The organism is Chitinophaga sedimenti, from assembly GCF_023156195.1.
Classification (GTDB): domain Bacteria; phylum Bacteroidota; class Bacteroidia; order Chitinophagales; family Chitinophagaceae; genus Chitinophaga; species Chitinophaga sedimenti.
This window is the reverse complement of record NZ_JAKUKA010000001.1, coordinates 2,630,051-2,644,230: the sequence shown is the minus strand read 5'-3', so window position 1 is coordinate 2,644,230 and position 14,180 is coordinate 2,630,051. Positions and strand designations below refer to the sequence as shown.

16 protein-coding genes and 1 pseudogene are annotated in these 14,180 nt (G+C 48.4%); 15 read left to right on the top strand and 2 right to left on the bottom strand.

What is annotated here, in order from left to right:
* Positions 1-31 precede the first annotated feature (31 nt).
* Complete coding sequence (locus MKQ70_RS15090; protein WP_248072299.1) at positions 32-1,780, bottom strand: T9SS type A sorting domain-containing protein; 1,749 nt, start codon at positions 1,778-1,780, stop codon at positions 32-34.
* A 166-nt stretch (positions 1,781-1,946) separates the two neighbouring features.
* Between MKQ70_RS15090 and MKQ70_RS15085 the strand changes: the two genes are divergently transcribed.
* From MKQ70_RS15085 to MKQ70_RS15070, 4 genes are all read left to right on the top strand, one after another.
* The gene (locus tag MKQ70_RS15085) at positions 1,947-2,105 is read left to right on the top strand and encodes a hypothetical protein (protein WP_248072298.1); all 159 of its coding nucleotides are present in this window, start codon (positions 1,947-1,949) and stop codon (positions 2,103-2,105) included.
* A 27-nt stretch (positions 2,106-2,132) separates the two neighbouring features.
* Entirely contained in the window at positions 2,133-2,462 is a 330-nt protein-coding gene (locus MKQ70_RS15080; RefSeq protein WP_248072297.1) for a DinB family protein, read from the top strand.
* The gene (locus tag MKQ70_RS15075; protein ID WP_248072296.1) at positions 2,417-2,638 is read left to right on the top strand and encodes a DinB family protein; all 222 of its coding nucleotides are present in this window, start codon (positions 2,417-2,419) and stop codon (positions 2,636-2,638) included. Before MKQ70_RS15080 ends, MKQ70_RS15075 begins: the two co-directional genes overlap by 46 nt.
* A gap of 127 nt (positions 2,639-2,765) precedes the next feature.
* Positions 2,766-3,524: a DUF4382 domain-containing protein gene (locus MKQ70_RS15070; RefSeq protein WP_248072295.1), complete on the top strand. Its 759-nt coding sequence runs from the start codon at positions 2,766-2,768 to the stop codon at positions 3,522-3,524.
* 255 nt (positions 3,525-3,779) lie between these two features.
* Here MKQ70_RS15070 and MKQ70_RS15065 read toward each other — a convergent pair whose 3' ends face one another.
* Entirely contained in the window at positions 3,780-4,160 is a 381-nt protein-coding gene (locus MKQ70_RS15065; protein WP_248072294.1) for a winged helix-turn-helix transcriptional regulator, read from the bottom strand.
* 99 nt (positions 4,161-4,259) lie between these two features.
* Between MKQ70_RS15065 and MKQ70_RS15060 the strand changes: the two are divergent.
* The 11 genes and pseudogenes from MKQ70_RS15060 to MKQ70_RS15005 all read left to right on the top strand — a co-directional run bounded on the left by MKQ70_RS15060 (position 4,260) and on the right by MKQ70_RS15005 (position 14,116).
* Positions 4,260-5,011, top strand: a pseudogene (locus MKQ70_RS15060) (SDR family NAD(P)-dependent oxidoreductase).
* A 727-nt stretch (positions 5,012-5,738) separates the two neighbouring features.
* The gene (locus MKQ70_RS15050; RefSeq protein WP_248072291.1) at positions 5,739-6,206 is read left to right on the top strand and encodes a hypothetical protein; all 468 of its coding nucleotides are present in this window, start codon (positions 5,739-5,741) and stop codon (positions 6,204-6,206) included.
* Positions 6,207-6,208: 2 nt separating this feature from the next.
* Positions 6,209-8,596 (top strand): SGNH/GDSL hydrolase family protein, encoded by a 2,388-nt coding sequence (locus tag MKQ70_RS15045; RefSeq protein ID WP_248072290.1) that lies wholly within the window; start codon positions 6,209-6,211, stop codon positions 8,594-8,596.
* A 439-nt stretch (positions 8,597-9,035) separates the two neighbouring features.
* Positions 9,036-9,290, top strand: a complete 255-nt coding sequence (locus tag MKQ70_RS15040; protein WP_248072289.1) for a hypothetical protein — start codon at positions 9,036-9,038, stop codon at positions 9,288-9,290.
* 20 nt (positions 9,291-9,310) lie between these two features.
* Complete coding sequence (locus MKQ70_RS15035) at positions 9,311-9,811, top strand: hypothetical protein (protein ID WP_248072288.1); 501 nt, start codon at positions 9,311-9,313, stop codon at positions 9,809-9,811.
* Positions 9,727-11,130 carry a hypothetical protein gene (locus tag MKQ70_RS15030; protein ID WP_248072287.1) on the top strand — a complete coding sequence of 468 codons (1,404 nt, stop codon included), beginning with the start codon at positions 9,727-9,729 and terminating at the stop codon, positions 11,128-11,130. The genes MKQ70_RS15035 and MKQ70_RS15030 overlap by 85 nt, the downstream gene beginning before the upstream one ends.
* Position 11,131: 1 nt before the next feature.
* Entirely contained in the window at positions 11,132-12,076 is a 945-nt protein-coding gene (locus MKQ70_RS15025) for a hypothetical protein (RefSeq protein ID WP_248072286.1), read from the top strand.
* A complete protein-coding gene (locus tag MKQ70_RS15020) occupies positions 12,043-12,225 on the top strand; it encodes a hypothetical protein (RefSeq protein ID WP_248072285.1) in 183 nt (60 codons plus the stop codon). The genes MKQ70_RS15025 and MKQ70_RS15020 overlap by 34 nt, the downstream gene beginning before the upstream one ends.
* Entirely contained in the window at positions 12,222-12,392 is a 171-nt protein-coding gene (locus MKQ70_RS15015; protein ID WP_248072284.1) for a hypothetical protein, read from the top strand. The genes MKQ70_RS15020 and MKQ70_RS15015 overlap by 4 nt, the downstream gene beginning before the upstream one ends.
* Positions 12,355-12,741: a hypothetical protein gene (locus MKQ70_RS15010; RefSeq protein ID WP_248072283.1), complete on the top strand. Its 387-nt coding sequence runs from the start codon at positions 12,355-12,357 to the stop codon at positions 12,739-12,741. Before MKQ70_RS15015 ends, MKQ70_RS15010 begins: the two co-directional genes overlap by 38 nt.
* Before the next feature lie 115 nt (positions 12,742-12,856).
* Positions 12,857-14,116, top strand: a complete 1,260-nt coding sequence (locus MKQ70_RS15005; protein ID WP_248072282.1) for a hypothetical protein — start codon at positions 12,857-12,859, stop codon at positions 14,114-14,116.
* Positions 14,117-14,180: the final 64 nt, after the last annotated feature.

Here is a 14,180-nt window from a genome sequence, read left to right as displayed (position 1 = left end):
AATACCTTTTTGTTAGACAAAATGGAACGAATTAATGTCGTACGATAATTTGTTTCGATTGCCAGATACTGCCGTCGAATACTCTCAGCACATATACATCTCCTGGCAGGGCCGATACGTCGAGTGACGTATTGCGGCTACCAGCCCGTAATTTGCGGTCAAGTCTTACATTACCCAGTTTGTCCAATACCTGCACGTGTTGAATAGTGAGCTTTCCTGGTTGTGTTTTCCCATTACTGCTGCGTTGAACTGATTTGTTGTTATCTGTTACACTAATCTGCAGTATGTTATTTGCCGGAACGGGTGATACACCAATGGTAAAGCCTCCCACGCCCGCACCCTCATAAAAGGTCAAGCGTTTGGTCGAACGGCCGCAAACATTGTGAGTGGCTGCCAGGCGAACGGTTCCCTGCTCGTTGCTGTAGGGGACGAGCGAAGCATATACATCAAGTGTTTGTCCGTTTGATGATGGTGTTGCGGTGAAGTCTGGAAGGGAGTTGGGAGCTATGGTCCATACCAGATTGGAGAAGCCGTTCGTGTTTACCTGTACCGTCATGTAGTTCGTCAGCATTTCCATAAAGGGAGCGCTATAGTTGCCGTTGCCTGAAACGATGGAAATGTTGTCCAACGGATGTGGCACGCCAGTCGTAATTGTTTTTGTCAGTACTACAGGCGTACTGCTGCATGGTGTGAGTACAGCAGCAGTAAGTGTAATGCTTCCCTCTGTGATCATGCCAACGGTGGTCGCGTTACAGGTCGTGCAGCTAAGGTTGGCAAGTGTACTGCTCCAGGTTACTTGAGAACCGCAAGGCATACCACTTACCGTGTAGTTTTTGGAACCACTGCAGATACGGTCATCACCAAGAATTGCCATTGTTGTAACCGGCGGCACAGGGTTGGCGTAAACGGTGTACGTTTTATAAGCGGTTGTTCCTTTATACGCAGTAACCGTAAAATTAGCTGGTGGCGTACCTGTACACGGAGCAGTGGTCAAGGTGATGGCGTTGGCAGTAGTGGTCATGCTGGTTGCTGCCGGATTGCCGTTATAAGTCCAAGCGCCCGCTGAGGCGCCCAGGTTCCATACATATTGTGTGATGCCGGTAACATTAAATGGATTGTTCACGGTAAAAGTTTGGGTAACGGGAGCACCACACACCGGGGTAAAGGAAGTTGGCGTCAATGTGAGTTCCGGATCCGCCGGTGTAATTTCTGTAATCGTGATTTTTCTTATCAGGGCCGTTTGCACAGCGGTACTCATGATTGGGCTACAGGTAACCAGCAGGTAAGGGTAGTTGCCGGGACAGGATTCCCAAGTGACCTCTTTATCTGTATAAGTACCTGTTGATAGTTGCACTCCTTTTCGCGTGGGCGTTGCGGAAAGCATCGAACTGTAGCCTGAGCAAGAATTGCTGAGGGCGTTGGCACTGGATAAGAAATCAAAGAATAAATTAGGTGCATTGTAGCTGGAGGCATTCACCTTGATGATGTACTTGAAACCCGCCTTAAAATTGTAGGAAAGACGATATTCTGTTCCGTTTGCGGGGCTGGAATTAAAGCAGCCCAGACTCAATGCCTGATTTGTGTTGTCACGTTGAGGTTGCCCGGTGACAGCGCGATGTGGTATGTTGCTGACATTGACTTCTGCAGGTGCAAATGCATTGCAAGCGGTGGAACTCCAGTTTTGGTAATCAATTACCGTGACGGTAGTTTGGGCAGACAAAGACATACTGAAGGTGAGGCTGACAATGAGGGTCAGCAGGGGACGAAAATTTTGTTTCATAAGTATTGATTTAAATGTGGGTTAAAAAAATATATAGTACTACATGGTTTGAATGTCCCGGTTACGAGTTTGGGTTAATTCCAAAAAAAAAGGGATAATATTTCCGGTAAATAAATATAACATGAAAATTTGAATTTTGAATAGTGCAGGATACTATTTTACACGGATGTGTTTAGGATCGGAAACACTGTACTACAAAGAACACATCTACCTCAAGGTTTGGTACGAGATCAATGTGGAAATGCACTTCAAAAATGGCATCTTGGTATCGATGGAGCAGGGCGATGAAAAACGTATGGATGTGGACGATCGGGATAACCGATAAAATGTTAACTTAGAGAAAATTGAAACCATGATCGTCCAAACTTTAATCGGAGAATTTGAACACGAAGTAAACAATACGCGGAAACTGCTGCAGGCAGTGCCGCAGAAGGACCTTTCGTTTAAGCCTTCTTCCATTTGCTGGTCGATGGGCGAACTGGCCCAGCATATTGCCACCATTTATTATTGGTACACCGGCACCCTCACGCAGAACGAGTATGATCTGGCCGCAGATAAACTGGAACGCGGCGATCCCCGGATATCGAAGCCACGCTGGCGCTGTTCGAATCCAACGTGGAGAAGGCACGTGCGGCGTTGCAACAGGCAACCGATGAAAGCCTCGGCCAGCAATGGACGATGAAGGCGGGTGATAAAGTGGTGCTGGGGCCGATGCCGCGTGGCATTGTGGCAAGAGGATTTTTATTCAATCATATTTATCACCATCGTGGAGAGATGATCGTGTACCTGCGGGCGACGGGGAATAAGGTGCCTGGGTTGTACGGGCCCACGTTTGAGGAGAGTCAGGGGATGAAGTAATTTGAAAAAAGCGCGGCGGGAGCCGCGTTTTTTTATACCACATTAAACCTTCAAGTAAAGTTGCCGTCTAACCCCGCAGAAAAACACTTATCTGAAAAACCGAATCCTTACTGCAATTGCAGGGCTGATGACAGCATCCGCCCTTTTTGTGTCCTGTCAGAAAAATGAAGACAACAGCGGCAAAGCCCGCCTGGAAATCCGGCTTACTGATGCTCCGGCTAGTTATGACGCTGTTAACATCGACATTCAGAAAATACTAATTAACGCCTCGGACGGCGGCAACATCGAGACCGGCTGGGTAGAAGTTCCCTTACTGCATCCGGGTATTTACAACCTCCTCGATTTCCGCAACGGACTGGATACCGTACTTGCCAATGCGGACGTTTCCGCAGGCTACGTTAACCAGATCCGCCTCGTATTGGGCGACCGCAACACCGTGGTGATCGACGGCGCCTCCCACGAACTAAAAACACCTTCCGCACAGCAGTCCGGGCTGAAATTGAAATTCAAGACCGAACTGGTAGCCGGCGTAGTATACCGTCTTTATATCGATTTCGACGCCAGCCGCTCGGTGGTAACCGCCGGCAATAGCGGTCAATACATCCTGAAGCCCGTGATCCGTGCTTATGCAGCCGCGGTAGGAGGCAGCATTAAAGGCGTTGTTCTGCCAACCGTCGCTGCTACGCAGGTTTGGGCAATTCAGAACACGGATACGCTGCTGGCGTTGCCTGATGCTGTTTCCGGTTACTATTTCTTTGGCGGACTGGCGGCTGGTGACTGGCGCCTGGTGTATGATGCGCAGACACCTTACCGGGATACCGCGTTTAATGTGCCTGTTACGCCGGGGGCGGTGACTGCGTTGGATACGGTATTTATCCGGCAGTAAGAATTTGTTATATGGAGAGAGTGATGGGGCGCTGTGGAGGCGCCCCATTTTTCGTTATATAGATATTTTGCACGCACAGCTGATGCAATGCCGTGGTAGGTGAAGAACTACTAATTTAATTAAATAGCGCTTTTTTATTGGTATGACTGTTTTGCTTTAGCATCACTTATGTAAGTATCGATGAGGCCGAATATTATGTTCTTTTTTTGTTCTCTTCAAGCAGTTCAATCTTTAACCCCTGCGACGCCAATAAACTCAGCCCGGCTTCCCACCGTTCAAAGATGCCTTCACCTTGCTCCGGTGGTGTTGTCCCCAGTTTGCCATCTCCCGCAGTATCGGCCTTAGGGTTTCTCCATACGCAGTAATCGCATATTCTACAGTAACAGGCTTAGTGTTCAGCACTGTTCTGGAAACAAGTCCGTTTATTTCCAGCTCCTGTAATTCTTTTGACAACATTTTAGCACCAATGCCTGTAACCTCGCGCTGCAGATCCATAAAACGCTTGTTTCCAAAATTCAGACAACCAATGATAGTGATCTTCCACTTTCCATTGAGCAAATCCATGGTGTCGTGTATCGCTTTTAATTGACTTGGACAATTCAAAGGTTTGTTGTCTATAAATATTTTTTTCTTCATTGTTTAAGAAGATACTTTCTGTGAGGAAACTACTTTCCAAAAGGAAACCCATATCCAATGTAAAGTTAGTGATTTTAGCTTTGTTGAAAATTAAGCGATATGCCAGTCAATTTAAATCAGAAAGTCGCGGTAGTAACCGGAGGATCAAAGGGAATCGGTGTAGCAGTAGCGAAAGCACTAGCAGCAGCAGGCGCTACGACTATTGTTAACTACAATTCAGGAAAGGAAGATGCCGATCGTGTAGTAGCGGAAATCGAAGAGGCCGGTGGTAAAGCGATTGCGTTAAAGGCAGATATCTCAAAGGAAGCGGAAGTCGTAGCGCTGATAGAGGAAGTATCATCTTTATATGGAAAGATCGACATCCTGGTGAACAATGCCGCCGTAGCCCGGTTTGGCCCTATAGAGGACTTTACAGCAGCTGATTTCCAGCTACAATTTGGTGTGAATGTCTTCGGCCCCCTGACCGTCATCAAGGAGTCACTGAAACACTTCCCAGCAGTTGGTGGAAGCATCATTAACATCAGTTCTGTGGGAGCACAGAATCCGAGTCCCCATACCAGCGTGTACACGTCATCCAAAGCGGCTATAAATGCCATTACGATTGCACTGTCAAGAGAGCTTGCAGGACGTAATATCCGCGTCAATGCAGTCTCCCCGGGAGCACTGATACGGAAGGCGCCCGCTCCCTTGGATTGGCCGGTAGTCCTATTGAAGCGGCCATGATTGCTGCAACACCTATGGGTCGTATTGGACAACCTGCAGAAATTGCACCGGCGGTTGTGTTCCTTGCATCGGAAGATGCGTTATGGATCACCGGCGAAAATATCGCTGTATCCGGCGGTATGCGCTAAACCAGTATGGACTTTTCATGAAATAAGTGCTTCTGACCGGTGTCAGGAGCACTTTTAGTTTAGATACAATGTATGGTGGTGAGATGAAGGATGAATCAGGAGGATTATGGGATGAAGGCGTATGATGCCGTTGTAAAATATTATTAGATAGCAGGTGCGTTGTACTGTTCTTTTCTATTTTGATGGAGAATTAACAGGAAGTTAATAAACGGTTGCGGAAATTGTGGGCTTGAGAGTTATCAACCATGCCAAAGTTGACTTGTAGAGTAGCAATCGGAGAGGTGAGGTATGCCCTGTTAAATAAATTGATGTCCTTGGTGGATATTACATACTAAGTCGTTTACTACTTTAAGTAGAATAAACTTTTATTGCTAAAAATTTTAGTAAATGTTTTTTTGTTAAAAGATTTTAACGTTACTTTGTGCCTCAATAGCTGAAACGATAGTTTGGAACTCGATAGTGATAGTTTATTTATCAAGAAGTATTACAGTAACCTCGCCTTATACCGTATAAAATGAAATATACATCTGCATTTACATCTATGCCATCACGGGCATGTCTACTCTCAATTTATAACAACACAATATCGCTTTTACTAAAGGAATAGTTGCCGTTCCGCCAAAGGCTTTAACAAATTGTATGTTCACCTGCGTCATGTCCCTTAGCAGATATGGCATTGGGGCTCTATTCTTCTAACTTTTTATAATCATTTTATTTGTTAACAATTATGCGACAAATTATTTTGTTCGTGTGGGGCATGCTGTCCTTACAAGTCACCATTGCACAGCAAGTATCGCTCAAAGTAACGAAAGACACTGTGCGCGTCGAAAACGCGGAGTTGATTATTGAGAACGGATCTAAGCAGACATCCGGTTTTCTGTTTAACCAGGGCAGCGGGCGAACTGCATTCCGAAAGCTTGGCAAGGCGCTGCAATTCAAGCCAGGCATGGATAACTATCCTGCAGTGGGCGCCAGTACTTTCAATGATCCGTCCTTTATAAACAGACAGGTGAAAGTATGGCGGAATGGCCTTTTTCAGTACCGCAACTACGCACGCGGCGTATTCTTTGAAAAGGAAACGGGCACCATTACATTTTATCCAGCGCTGGCGGATACCGATCAAATCTATATCGAAGCCGCAGATGGATTTGACACTGATGATCCAGTATTGAGTGGTGATGGGGGAGTAACCTGAAAGTGTTAAATGCGGGTGTTTTTGACAACGGCGATAATACGTTCATGTTGCGTTGGGCAACGAACCACACATCGCTGTATAATTATCCCAATATGGCGGGCATAGGTTCCTCTACGCTGGAAGGTGTAGGTACTTCTGCTCCAAATAGACTTACAGACAGGATTGCTGCCTGGTTGACTTCTTCCACCATTTCACCTACCTGGTCGAACTTTGCCGTGGGCGGATATACAACGCAAAACGTGTTGCCGACAGATATGGGTGGTACGCCTGGTCATAATATCACTACAGCGCTTAATCTCAACCCCGACTTTATTTACTGCGTGCTGCCAACGAACGACGCTGGGACTGGTATCCCTGTAGCCACTTCAATGGCTAATCTTCGCTATATTGATAACCTGGCCAAAGCTAAGGGCATACCTATTATTTTTCATACTACGCAGCCGCGCAATGGTGTGAGCGATTTTCAATACCAAATGCTGAGAAGTCTTGGTGACAGTATCCGCTTTACCTGGCCTACGCGTTTTGTGGAAGGGTATTCCACGCTGGCGGATCCGGATTCCGTACGCCGTTTAAATCCGATTTATGATTCGGGAGATGGCTTACACTGTAATCCGGCAGGTACGCAGGCGCTTGCGCGCGTGTTGTTCAAAACACTTGAGTCTTATTTTGTGCCGATTACCGGTGTAAGAAAGTATTATGTAGATACATCGGCAGATGGTAATAGTTGGTCACAGTACGATGTTATTCCCAGTGGAAATACGGTCAAGAAAACTTATAGCAGGCCACGCACTGGGTTAATTTATTTCCGTGTACGGGCAGAGTTTGCTGATTCTGGTACGCTTGTTTCTAACGTTACAAGCCTGGTGCCTCCCGGCGCCATTGGTGGATTTGATCATCGTTTGCTGGTAGATTTGGGTGGCGATAATCAGAATACGCTCAATCCTGCAAATGGTGCGGTAATCGGTTGGCCTACGGCTTCCCCAGATGCTTATAATCATTACTGGAATAACTGGAGCGGCTCTGGCGGCTCGCTCGGCTTCCGCAATGGTGCAATCATCAGAAGTCTGATTACGACGGAAAATATAACGTCCCCTGTAAGTATCGAGTTGATGGGCAATCCGGCAGTTACGTACGATGCGAATGCCGCTACCCAATCGATGAACTTCGGAGGTATCTCCACTGCAGATGTTGGTGACTATCCCACCACTGCTACCCGCGAAAGCATGTATATACACGAAGGGGCGCCGGATAACTCTGTAGCGCTTAAAATACGCGGACTTAGTCCAACTAATCAATACCGCATCAAACTCTGGGGCGCGCGTTTGTATAATGATGCAGGAACTCGCATGATGCAGAGCCGCCTGCAGACCGAAACGTGGGCCCAGGCGAAGGTGATGGAAACCAAATATGCCACCGGACAGCCGGGTGACTATAACAATGCCATCATCCATAACGTAACCGGTATGGATTCCGTGATCGTTTATATGAAAACGAAAAACTCTACGTTTACTTACCTAAGTGTAATTGATATCGGAATTACTGGTACACTTCCTCCCACACCTATTGTAAATGTACCCGACGTAGTGGTGAATTTGCCAAAAGATTCGGCCTCTCTTCTACCGGTGATTGAGACAAATGGCATTAACATTACCTCACGTACCTGGGAGCAGGTGAGCGGCCCCAGTACCGCTATAATCCGTAGCCCTTTCAGTACTAATACGATAGTAGCGGGTTTGACCAACGGTACTTATATCTTCAGGATTAAATTGACGACCGCTACAGCAACGATTAGTGATGAGGTAAAGGTAAGCGTGTTCCCGCCATCGGGCAAACCGTCTATGCGTGTACAATTTTCCAAAACGCAGGCTACTGCCGTACCAGGCTGGGTTAATATGTATGGCGATCCGAGTGTAGCAGTGATTTCTGTACAGGATCCTGTGAAGCCGTGGATTGTGAATAGTGTAGCCACAAGCAGTTGGGTGCCTTACGTAGGCGCCAACGGTTCTGATGTGGATGGTATGACCACAAATAATAATAGTGGTGTGATTCCTGATATCGTGCTTAAAGGGTACTGGTACAACTCCGGTTCCCTTAATCCTAACCACAATCTGAAGGTGTCGGGTCTTCTTGTCAATAAAACATACAAGGTAACGTTGGTAGCATCCCGCAGCTCCAGCAATAGCGCTACCAGTCCAAGAACGGGCTATTACACGGTTGGCGACAGTACGAGGAATCACAGCGCATGGCTGAATACGAGCGAGTCGAGTGTGATTACCGGTTGTAAACCGAACGCCAACGGCCAGCTCTTTATCGATGTGTACATTCCGCTCGGGGTGGGCAACTTAGGTAGTATGTCGTACATCAACGGATTGATCATCGAGGAGGAATAACCCTCCCTGTCATATTGGGCCACCGCCTGTGTTGGCGGGCGGTGGCTTATAAAGTGTTTTATCCCTAAAGATTAACCTGTATGTTTAAGATACCCGGTTTATTGTTTGCGTTAAGCTGCGCATCGCTGATCCGGCCCCTACCTATGGCCGCGCAGCAACCACTCGTGCCGCGAATAGACAGTTTACCGCATTTATCGGTTCCCACGCTGTCGTCACCAGATAGTCTGCTGAAGGCCGCAGCCAGGCAACGCCTTGCGCAGGCGCGTGCATTAGTGGATACCGCGATAGCGGGCAGTATGCTGCATACCCTGGATGATGTGCATTTCCAGGATTATATTAAAAAAACTATAAGCGCCGCCGAGCTAAAGCAGTTTAACGAGTTTAAGTCGCTGCCCGATAGCGGTGCGGTTCAGCAATATTTTCTAAAAAGGCCGGGCAGATGCGCTCCCGTTTGCAGGGAGTGGTTAGCCCGGAAACTTTTCTCCGGTTCGGCCCGCCACAGAATAAATTACAGGATATTGGGGCGAACGTTATCTGGGATGACTTACCCGGCGTGCCTTTACAGTCAAAGGTGTTGCTGCACGGCAATGACCGGCTTACCATCGCCAACATCCCTTTTGACATGGCGTACAATAATCTTTTTTCCTTCGGGGGAAAGAAATCGATTACCTCTCAGCAGGGGTCTTTAAGTTGAATTTTAGCCGGGAGGGTTATTTGCAACAGGTCAATGCAAAACTCAATACGTACTATGACCTGAAGAAATATTTCCTGAAAGAAATTGACCTGGAAACAGCCATGAAACAGTTCGTGGATCAACGTGTAAGCGCAATTCGAACTTCGCTGGACAGCATTTATGGTAAAGGGTTTGCAAGTTTATTGCCGCCGGGGCTCAACGTTGATCAGTTAGTGCAGTTAGACACGGCGCAACTGAAGCGTTTGTTCAGCACCGAGGAAATCCAGGCTACCATCATAGCACAAGGCGCGTTCTTCACGGACACCGCAGCGCTTCGCAGGCAGGCGAAGGATAAAGCCCTCCGGGAAGTACTCTCGTTGAAGAAGGAGCTGGAAAGTGGGGAGCCGGCACGCAGGCAACTGGTGCGATTCGATCAGCTGAAAGGACAACTGTCGCAATGGATGAATACGGACGAAAGTCGTATCCGGAATGCAAAAGAGCTGTTTCCGCTGGGGGACTGCAACGTTTCTTTCTACGGGTAAAAGAGCTGAATATTGGCAGCTTTAATACAGACGCCAGCGCCGGTTCTGTCGCTGGTTTGTTGATGAATGGGGCCGGAGCGGGTTTCTTCAATAAGGGTAAGATGCTGATGCTCGGCGCCGGCGTACGTACCGATGGCCTGGGAATGAAAGACGCTTTCCTTACAGACAATATTGCCCCGAGCCGCTATGCACTGCAATATGCACGTTTCGGTAAGGGGGATTTGGCAGAAACACATTCACACCTGACTGTGCTTAATGCCAGTACAAAGGATAATACCAGGCAACAGATCAATCAACAGTTCCTGAGTCGCAACATATTTGTGGGTACGGTATCACAACAGTTGGAGCTCGGTGAGTATGGCGTTATAAAGGGAGATTTTTCCAAGTCGAATAGCAGCTTTGGCGAAGTAACAGCTGGCAATAATGGTTATGCTGTTTCCGAAAAAGCAGCGGCGTTGTCCTTTTTCAAAGACTTCTGGCAAACAGTGTCCGTAGGACTACGCTACAGTGGTCAGGTACCACAGGCGGGACTTACGCAACGTGCTTATCTCGACTACGCAGGTATGGGCTACAACAATCCCGGTACGCCTTTCGGTTCACGTGGTACGTGGAAGTATGGTTTTGATCTGAAACGTCGCTGGAGGTTTCATCATATGTCCACGGGACTGCGAATGGATTTCCGCGATATACATACCGCATTCGATGCCGGTTGGCGAAACAGGCAGTATGCCGCGGATCTGCAATTCCGGGTGAAACGTAACTGGAATTTCACCACCAGGATGATGCAGTCTTCCATGAAGAGCACCGCTGATGCTAAAGAGGAAAATGGTTTTCTGACGCGCCAGGTATCACTGACGTCACAGTATAGCGGTCATATGGGCAGCCTGCCTGCCAGTAACCTGGTTACCGCAGGGCTACAGCAAATGCGGTTTACCACAGCGGGTGTGCCTTTGAATAGTACACTTATTAACGTGAATATGGCAGAGAATATCGTCATTGACAAAAATCTGTTGTCTGTAAACTTCTTCTATAATCGTGATTTGCAGCAGAACGCTTTGTACAGCAACCTGCTGAACATGGACGCCGGCTGGAGTTACATGCTTTTCAAAACCCTGAGTTGCAGTAGTGGTCTTACGTTCCTGGATAACAAAGGGCTGGTGACGCAAGGCGGCATCAAACAAACCCCGGCGTTTGAATTGATTCCCAAAGTGCAGGTAAATATTTATACCGATTGCCGCAAGAACTTTTATAGCAGCCCGCAGAACTACCTGTTCGGTACGTTTCGCAGCGAGTTTTCCTTACAATATTTAATTGATTAAGATGAGACATTGGATACTGGTTTTATTAGTATGCATAGCAGCCGGTTTTAAGTCGCAGGCGCAGGTATCGTTTTCGTTCGTGCCGGAATTACAGGGCCGTACGGTGGACGGGCTGTTTCAGGTGCGTACTATGAATGCCGGCGCCCGTAAAACGGTGAATTTACAGATGACGGTTACGGAAAAGTCCGCAGGTTTGATCGTGCGCATACAAACCTCCGCGTTCGATCTAATGCCGGGTAATAATCCTTTGCCGGCATCGGTAGCCCGGCAGGCGGGACTCACGTTCAGCAATGATAAAGCCGCCGCCGTTACCCGACAGTCTGGTTACTTCCTTGAAGGTGATTATGATTTCTGTTTTGAACTGGTGGAAGGTAAAGCCGGCGGTAGCGTACTGGCGGAGCAGTGTTTTTCCTACATGCTGCAACCGTTCTCTCCGCTTTTGCTGGTAAAGCCGGCAGACGGTGAGCAAACCTGCGATAAGCGCCCGGCATTCTTCTGGCAGCCATTGCTGCCCGCCGTGCCCGGCGTGCAATATCGTCTTGCGCTGGTGGAACTGAAGCCTCGTCAGGCTAAAACAGAGGCAATGAATATTAATATACCATTAATCAATCAGCGGAACATTAATACTCCCATGCTGTTTTTTCCAGCGGTGAATAAAGATCTGGAGGAAGAAAAGGTATACGCCTGGCAGGTAACGGCCTATAAGGGAGCCACTATGCTGGCACAGTCGGAAATCTGGGAGTTTAAATGCCAGTGCAGTCCGGAAGAAAAGGATAGTCAGCCTGAAGCGTTCCGCGACATCGAAGACCTTGCCCGTGGTAATTTTTATCTGGCCGAGGGTAGGATCTTTTTGCATTACGCAATCCCTACGCCGCGGGAAATCTTTCTTACAGCATTGTCCCCATTACGGATGTGCGTGAAAAGATTAAAAAGCTGCGCAAGGTAAAGCTGGAGCGCGGACAGAATAATATTGTAATAGACCTGAGGGATAACGCGTCCATCGTGGACGGACACTATTACCAGTTGCAGGTGAAACTGCCCAATGGTGATATGCGTGTGCTGCGCTTCCTCTATAAAATGCCTGCGACACTATGAGAAAAGTAATGTATGTGGCACTGCTGCTGGGCATGTTTTCCGCCTGTAAACAGGCCCGGAAAGAGCGGCTGTCCAGGGCGGTGCAGGATCCCTCGATGGAACAGGAGCGCACGATTGCCGGCACCAGGGATGTTGCTGGCTTATTTGCCGGCCTGCTGGGAGGCTAATCTTGATAAAGGAGAACCCGATAGAACGGAGTTATCCTTCCGCCTGCGGGTGTTTCCGACCAAACAGACCGGCACCGGCATTAATGATAATGCCGCCAGTTTTGGCACGGATTCTCTTTTCAGGCTTGTGGTTGGCGGAGATTCGCTGATGCCACGGTACACGGAGCGGATTGCGAACGGCAATATAAGCGGGGTCGAGTACCTCGTGGTATTTGACCGGTCGGCCCTCAAGCAGGCGACATCTGCGGTCGTGGTGTTCCATGATTGGTTATTTACCCACTCGCAGGTGGAGTTTCCCTATATCACAGAAAATATTCAAAAAACAGACGAATTAAGCTGCAGTTTATGATCAGGACGATAAAGACAAAGAAACGCATCGCTGTTTTCTTTCTCGGTTTGCTGACCGCAGAAATGTTAACCCCGGGATTGCAAGCGCACTTACGAGCGGCCCTACGCAACCCGAAATGAAACAGTTTGCCGCGGCAGGCACCAGTGATATGGTGGACCTTTTTACCGGCGATTTTAAATACAATATTCCGCTGCTGGATGTGGAAGGATATCCCGTTAACCTGAATTACGCCTCAGGTGCAGGCATGGATGATGAAGCCTCCTGGGTGGGACTGGGGTGGAACCTAAACGTGGGCGCCGTCAACCGCGGGTTGCGTGGTATCCCTGATGACGCCAGTGGTGACACGGTACTCACAGAGGCGTGGACGAAGCCCAAAATCACGTATGGTGGTCGCGGTACTTTACGTACCGAGGTTTTTGGAAATGACGTTGTCAAGATCGGCGGTTCTGTTACCGTAGGTGTTTTTAGCGATAGCTACACCGGCTTGGGTGCGGAGTTTGGCGCTAACGCCGGCGTACGACTGACGATGGGAGGAATTATGACAGCAGGTTTAGGGGTGAACGCTATGTCCAGCACGGCCAGTGGTGTCGATTTTGGCGCTTCGCTTTCTTTAAGCGGACCGGATATGGCAAACGGAACGAAGGTAGGTCCGGCGCACTCCGCCGGTATCGGCTACAACTCCCGACAGGGGCTGAAAGAACTGACCCTCGCACAGTCGCTCAGCCAGTCGGCAGTTCCTGATAACATGAGCGTGTCGATCAGCTACAACACACCGCCGTTTTATCCAAAGGCGATGAATAATTATAAATCGAGCAATGCTACCTACAGCCTGGACGTAGGCGGTATGGCTTTCGGCGTTTTCGGCGGCGCTGGTGTTACCGGATATAAATCCGTTCGCCAACTCGCAGCCACTACTTATCGCCGTCCAGCCTTTGGGATGTTATACGCGGCGCGTGGAAAGGATAATCCAAATGCATTTATGGACTTCCTGCGTGAAAAGGATAACCCGGTTGTAAAGGGAATGCCTAACCTGGCGATCCCTATTGCAACTCCGGACGTATTTACCTATTCCGGTCAGGCCGGGAGTGGGCAGTTCCGCGTGTACAGCGGCGGGAGCGGGGTGTTTTTGACCCTGCGGCAAAAGATGAAAGTGATAATACTACTCTTGGCGGTGATATCGGTTTCGGCGCGTGGGTACATGGCGGCGTTACTTTTTACGATCAGGATAATGATGGTAAAACCGGTAAATGGACGAGCCAGAATGGTTTTCTTGCCAACGGTGATTTTCGCGGAGAAAATGCTGGTGTTGGTGGGGAGGAAGCCGCCTATTTTAAACAAGGTGGTGAAAAGAACGTCGGTGATCCGGCATTTGTAAGAAGGATAAAGGATGAGGAAGTGGTGTCGGTGCAGTTATCGAAAAAGTCGGCTACGGGGGATTT

Coding starts and splice junctions, on each gene's coding strand:
- MKQ70_RS15090 (WP_248072299.1), bottom strand. CDS start 1,780: ATGAAACAAAATTTTCGTCCCCTGCTGACCCTCATTGTCAGCCTCACC.
- MKQ70_RS15085 (WP_248072298.1), top strand. CDS start 1,947: ATGTGTTTAGGATCGGAAACACTGTACTACAAAGAACACATCTACCTC.
- MKQ70_RS15080 (WP_248072297.1), top strand. CDS start 2,133: ATGATCGTCCAAACTTTAATCGGAGAATTTGAACACGAAGTAAACAAT.
- MKQ70_RS15070 (WP_248072295.1), top strand. CDS start 2,766: ATGACAGCATCCGCCCTTTTTGTGTCCTGTCAGAAAAATGAAGACAAC.
- MKQ70_RS15065 (WP_248072294.1), bottom strand. CDS start 4,160: ATGAAGAAAAAAATATTTATAGACAACAAACCTTTGAATTGTCCAAGT.
- MKQ70_RS15050 (WP_248072291.1), top strand. CDS start 5,739: ATGCGACAAATTATTTTGTTCGTGTGGGGCATGCTGTCCTTACAAGTC.
- MKQ70_RS15040 (WP_248072289.1), top strand. CDS start 9,036: ATGCGCTCCCGTTTGCAGGGAGTGGTTAGCCCGGAAACTTTTCTCCGG.
- MKQ70_RS15030 (WP_248072287.1), top strand. CDS start 9,727: ATGGATGAATACGGACGAAAGTCGTATCCGGAATGCAAAAGAGCTGTT.
- MKQ70_RS15025 (WP_248072286.1), top strand. CDS start 11,132: ATGAGACATTGGATACTGGTTTTATTAGTATGCATAGCAGCCGGTTTT.
- MKQ70_RS15015 (WP_248072284.1), top strand. CDS start 12,222: ATGAGAAAAGTAATGTATGTGGCACTGCTGCTGGGCATGTTTTCCGCC.
- MKQ70_RS15010 (WP_248072283.1), top strand. CDS start 12,355: ATGTTGCTGGCTTATTTGCCGGCCTGCTGGGAGGCTAATCTTGATAAA.
- MKQ70_RS15005 (WP_248072282.1), top strand. CDS start 12,857: ATGAAACAGTTTGCCGCGGCAGGCACCAGTGATATGGTGGACCTTTTT.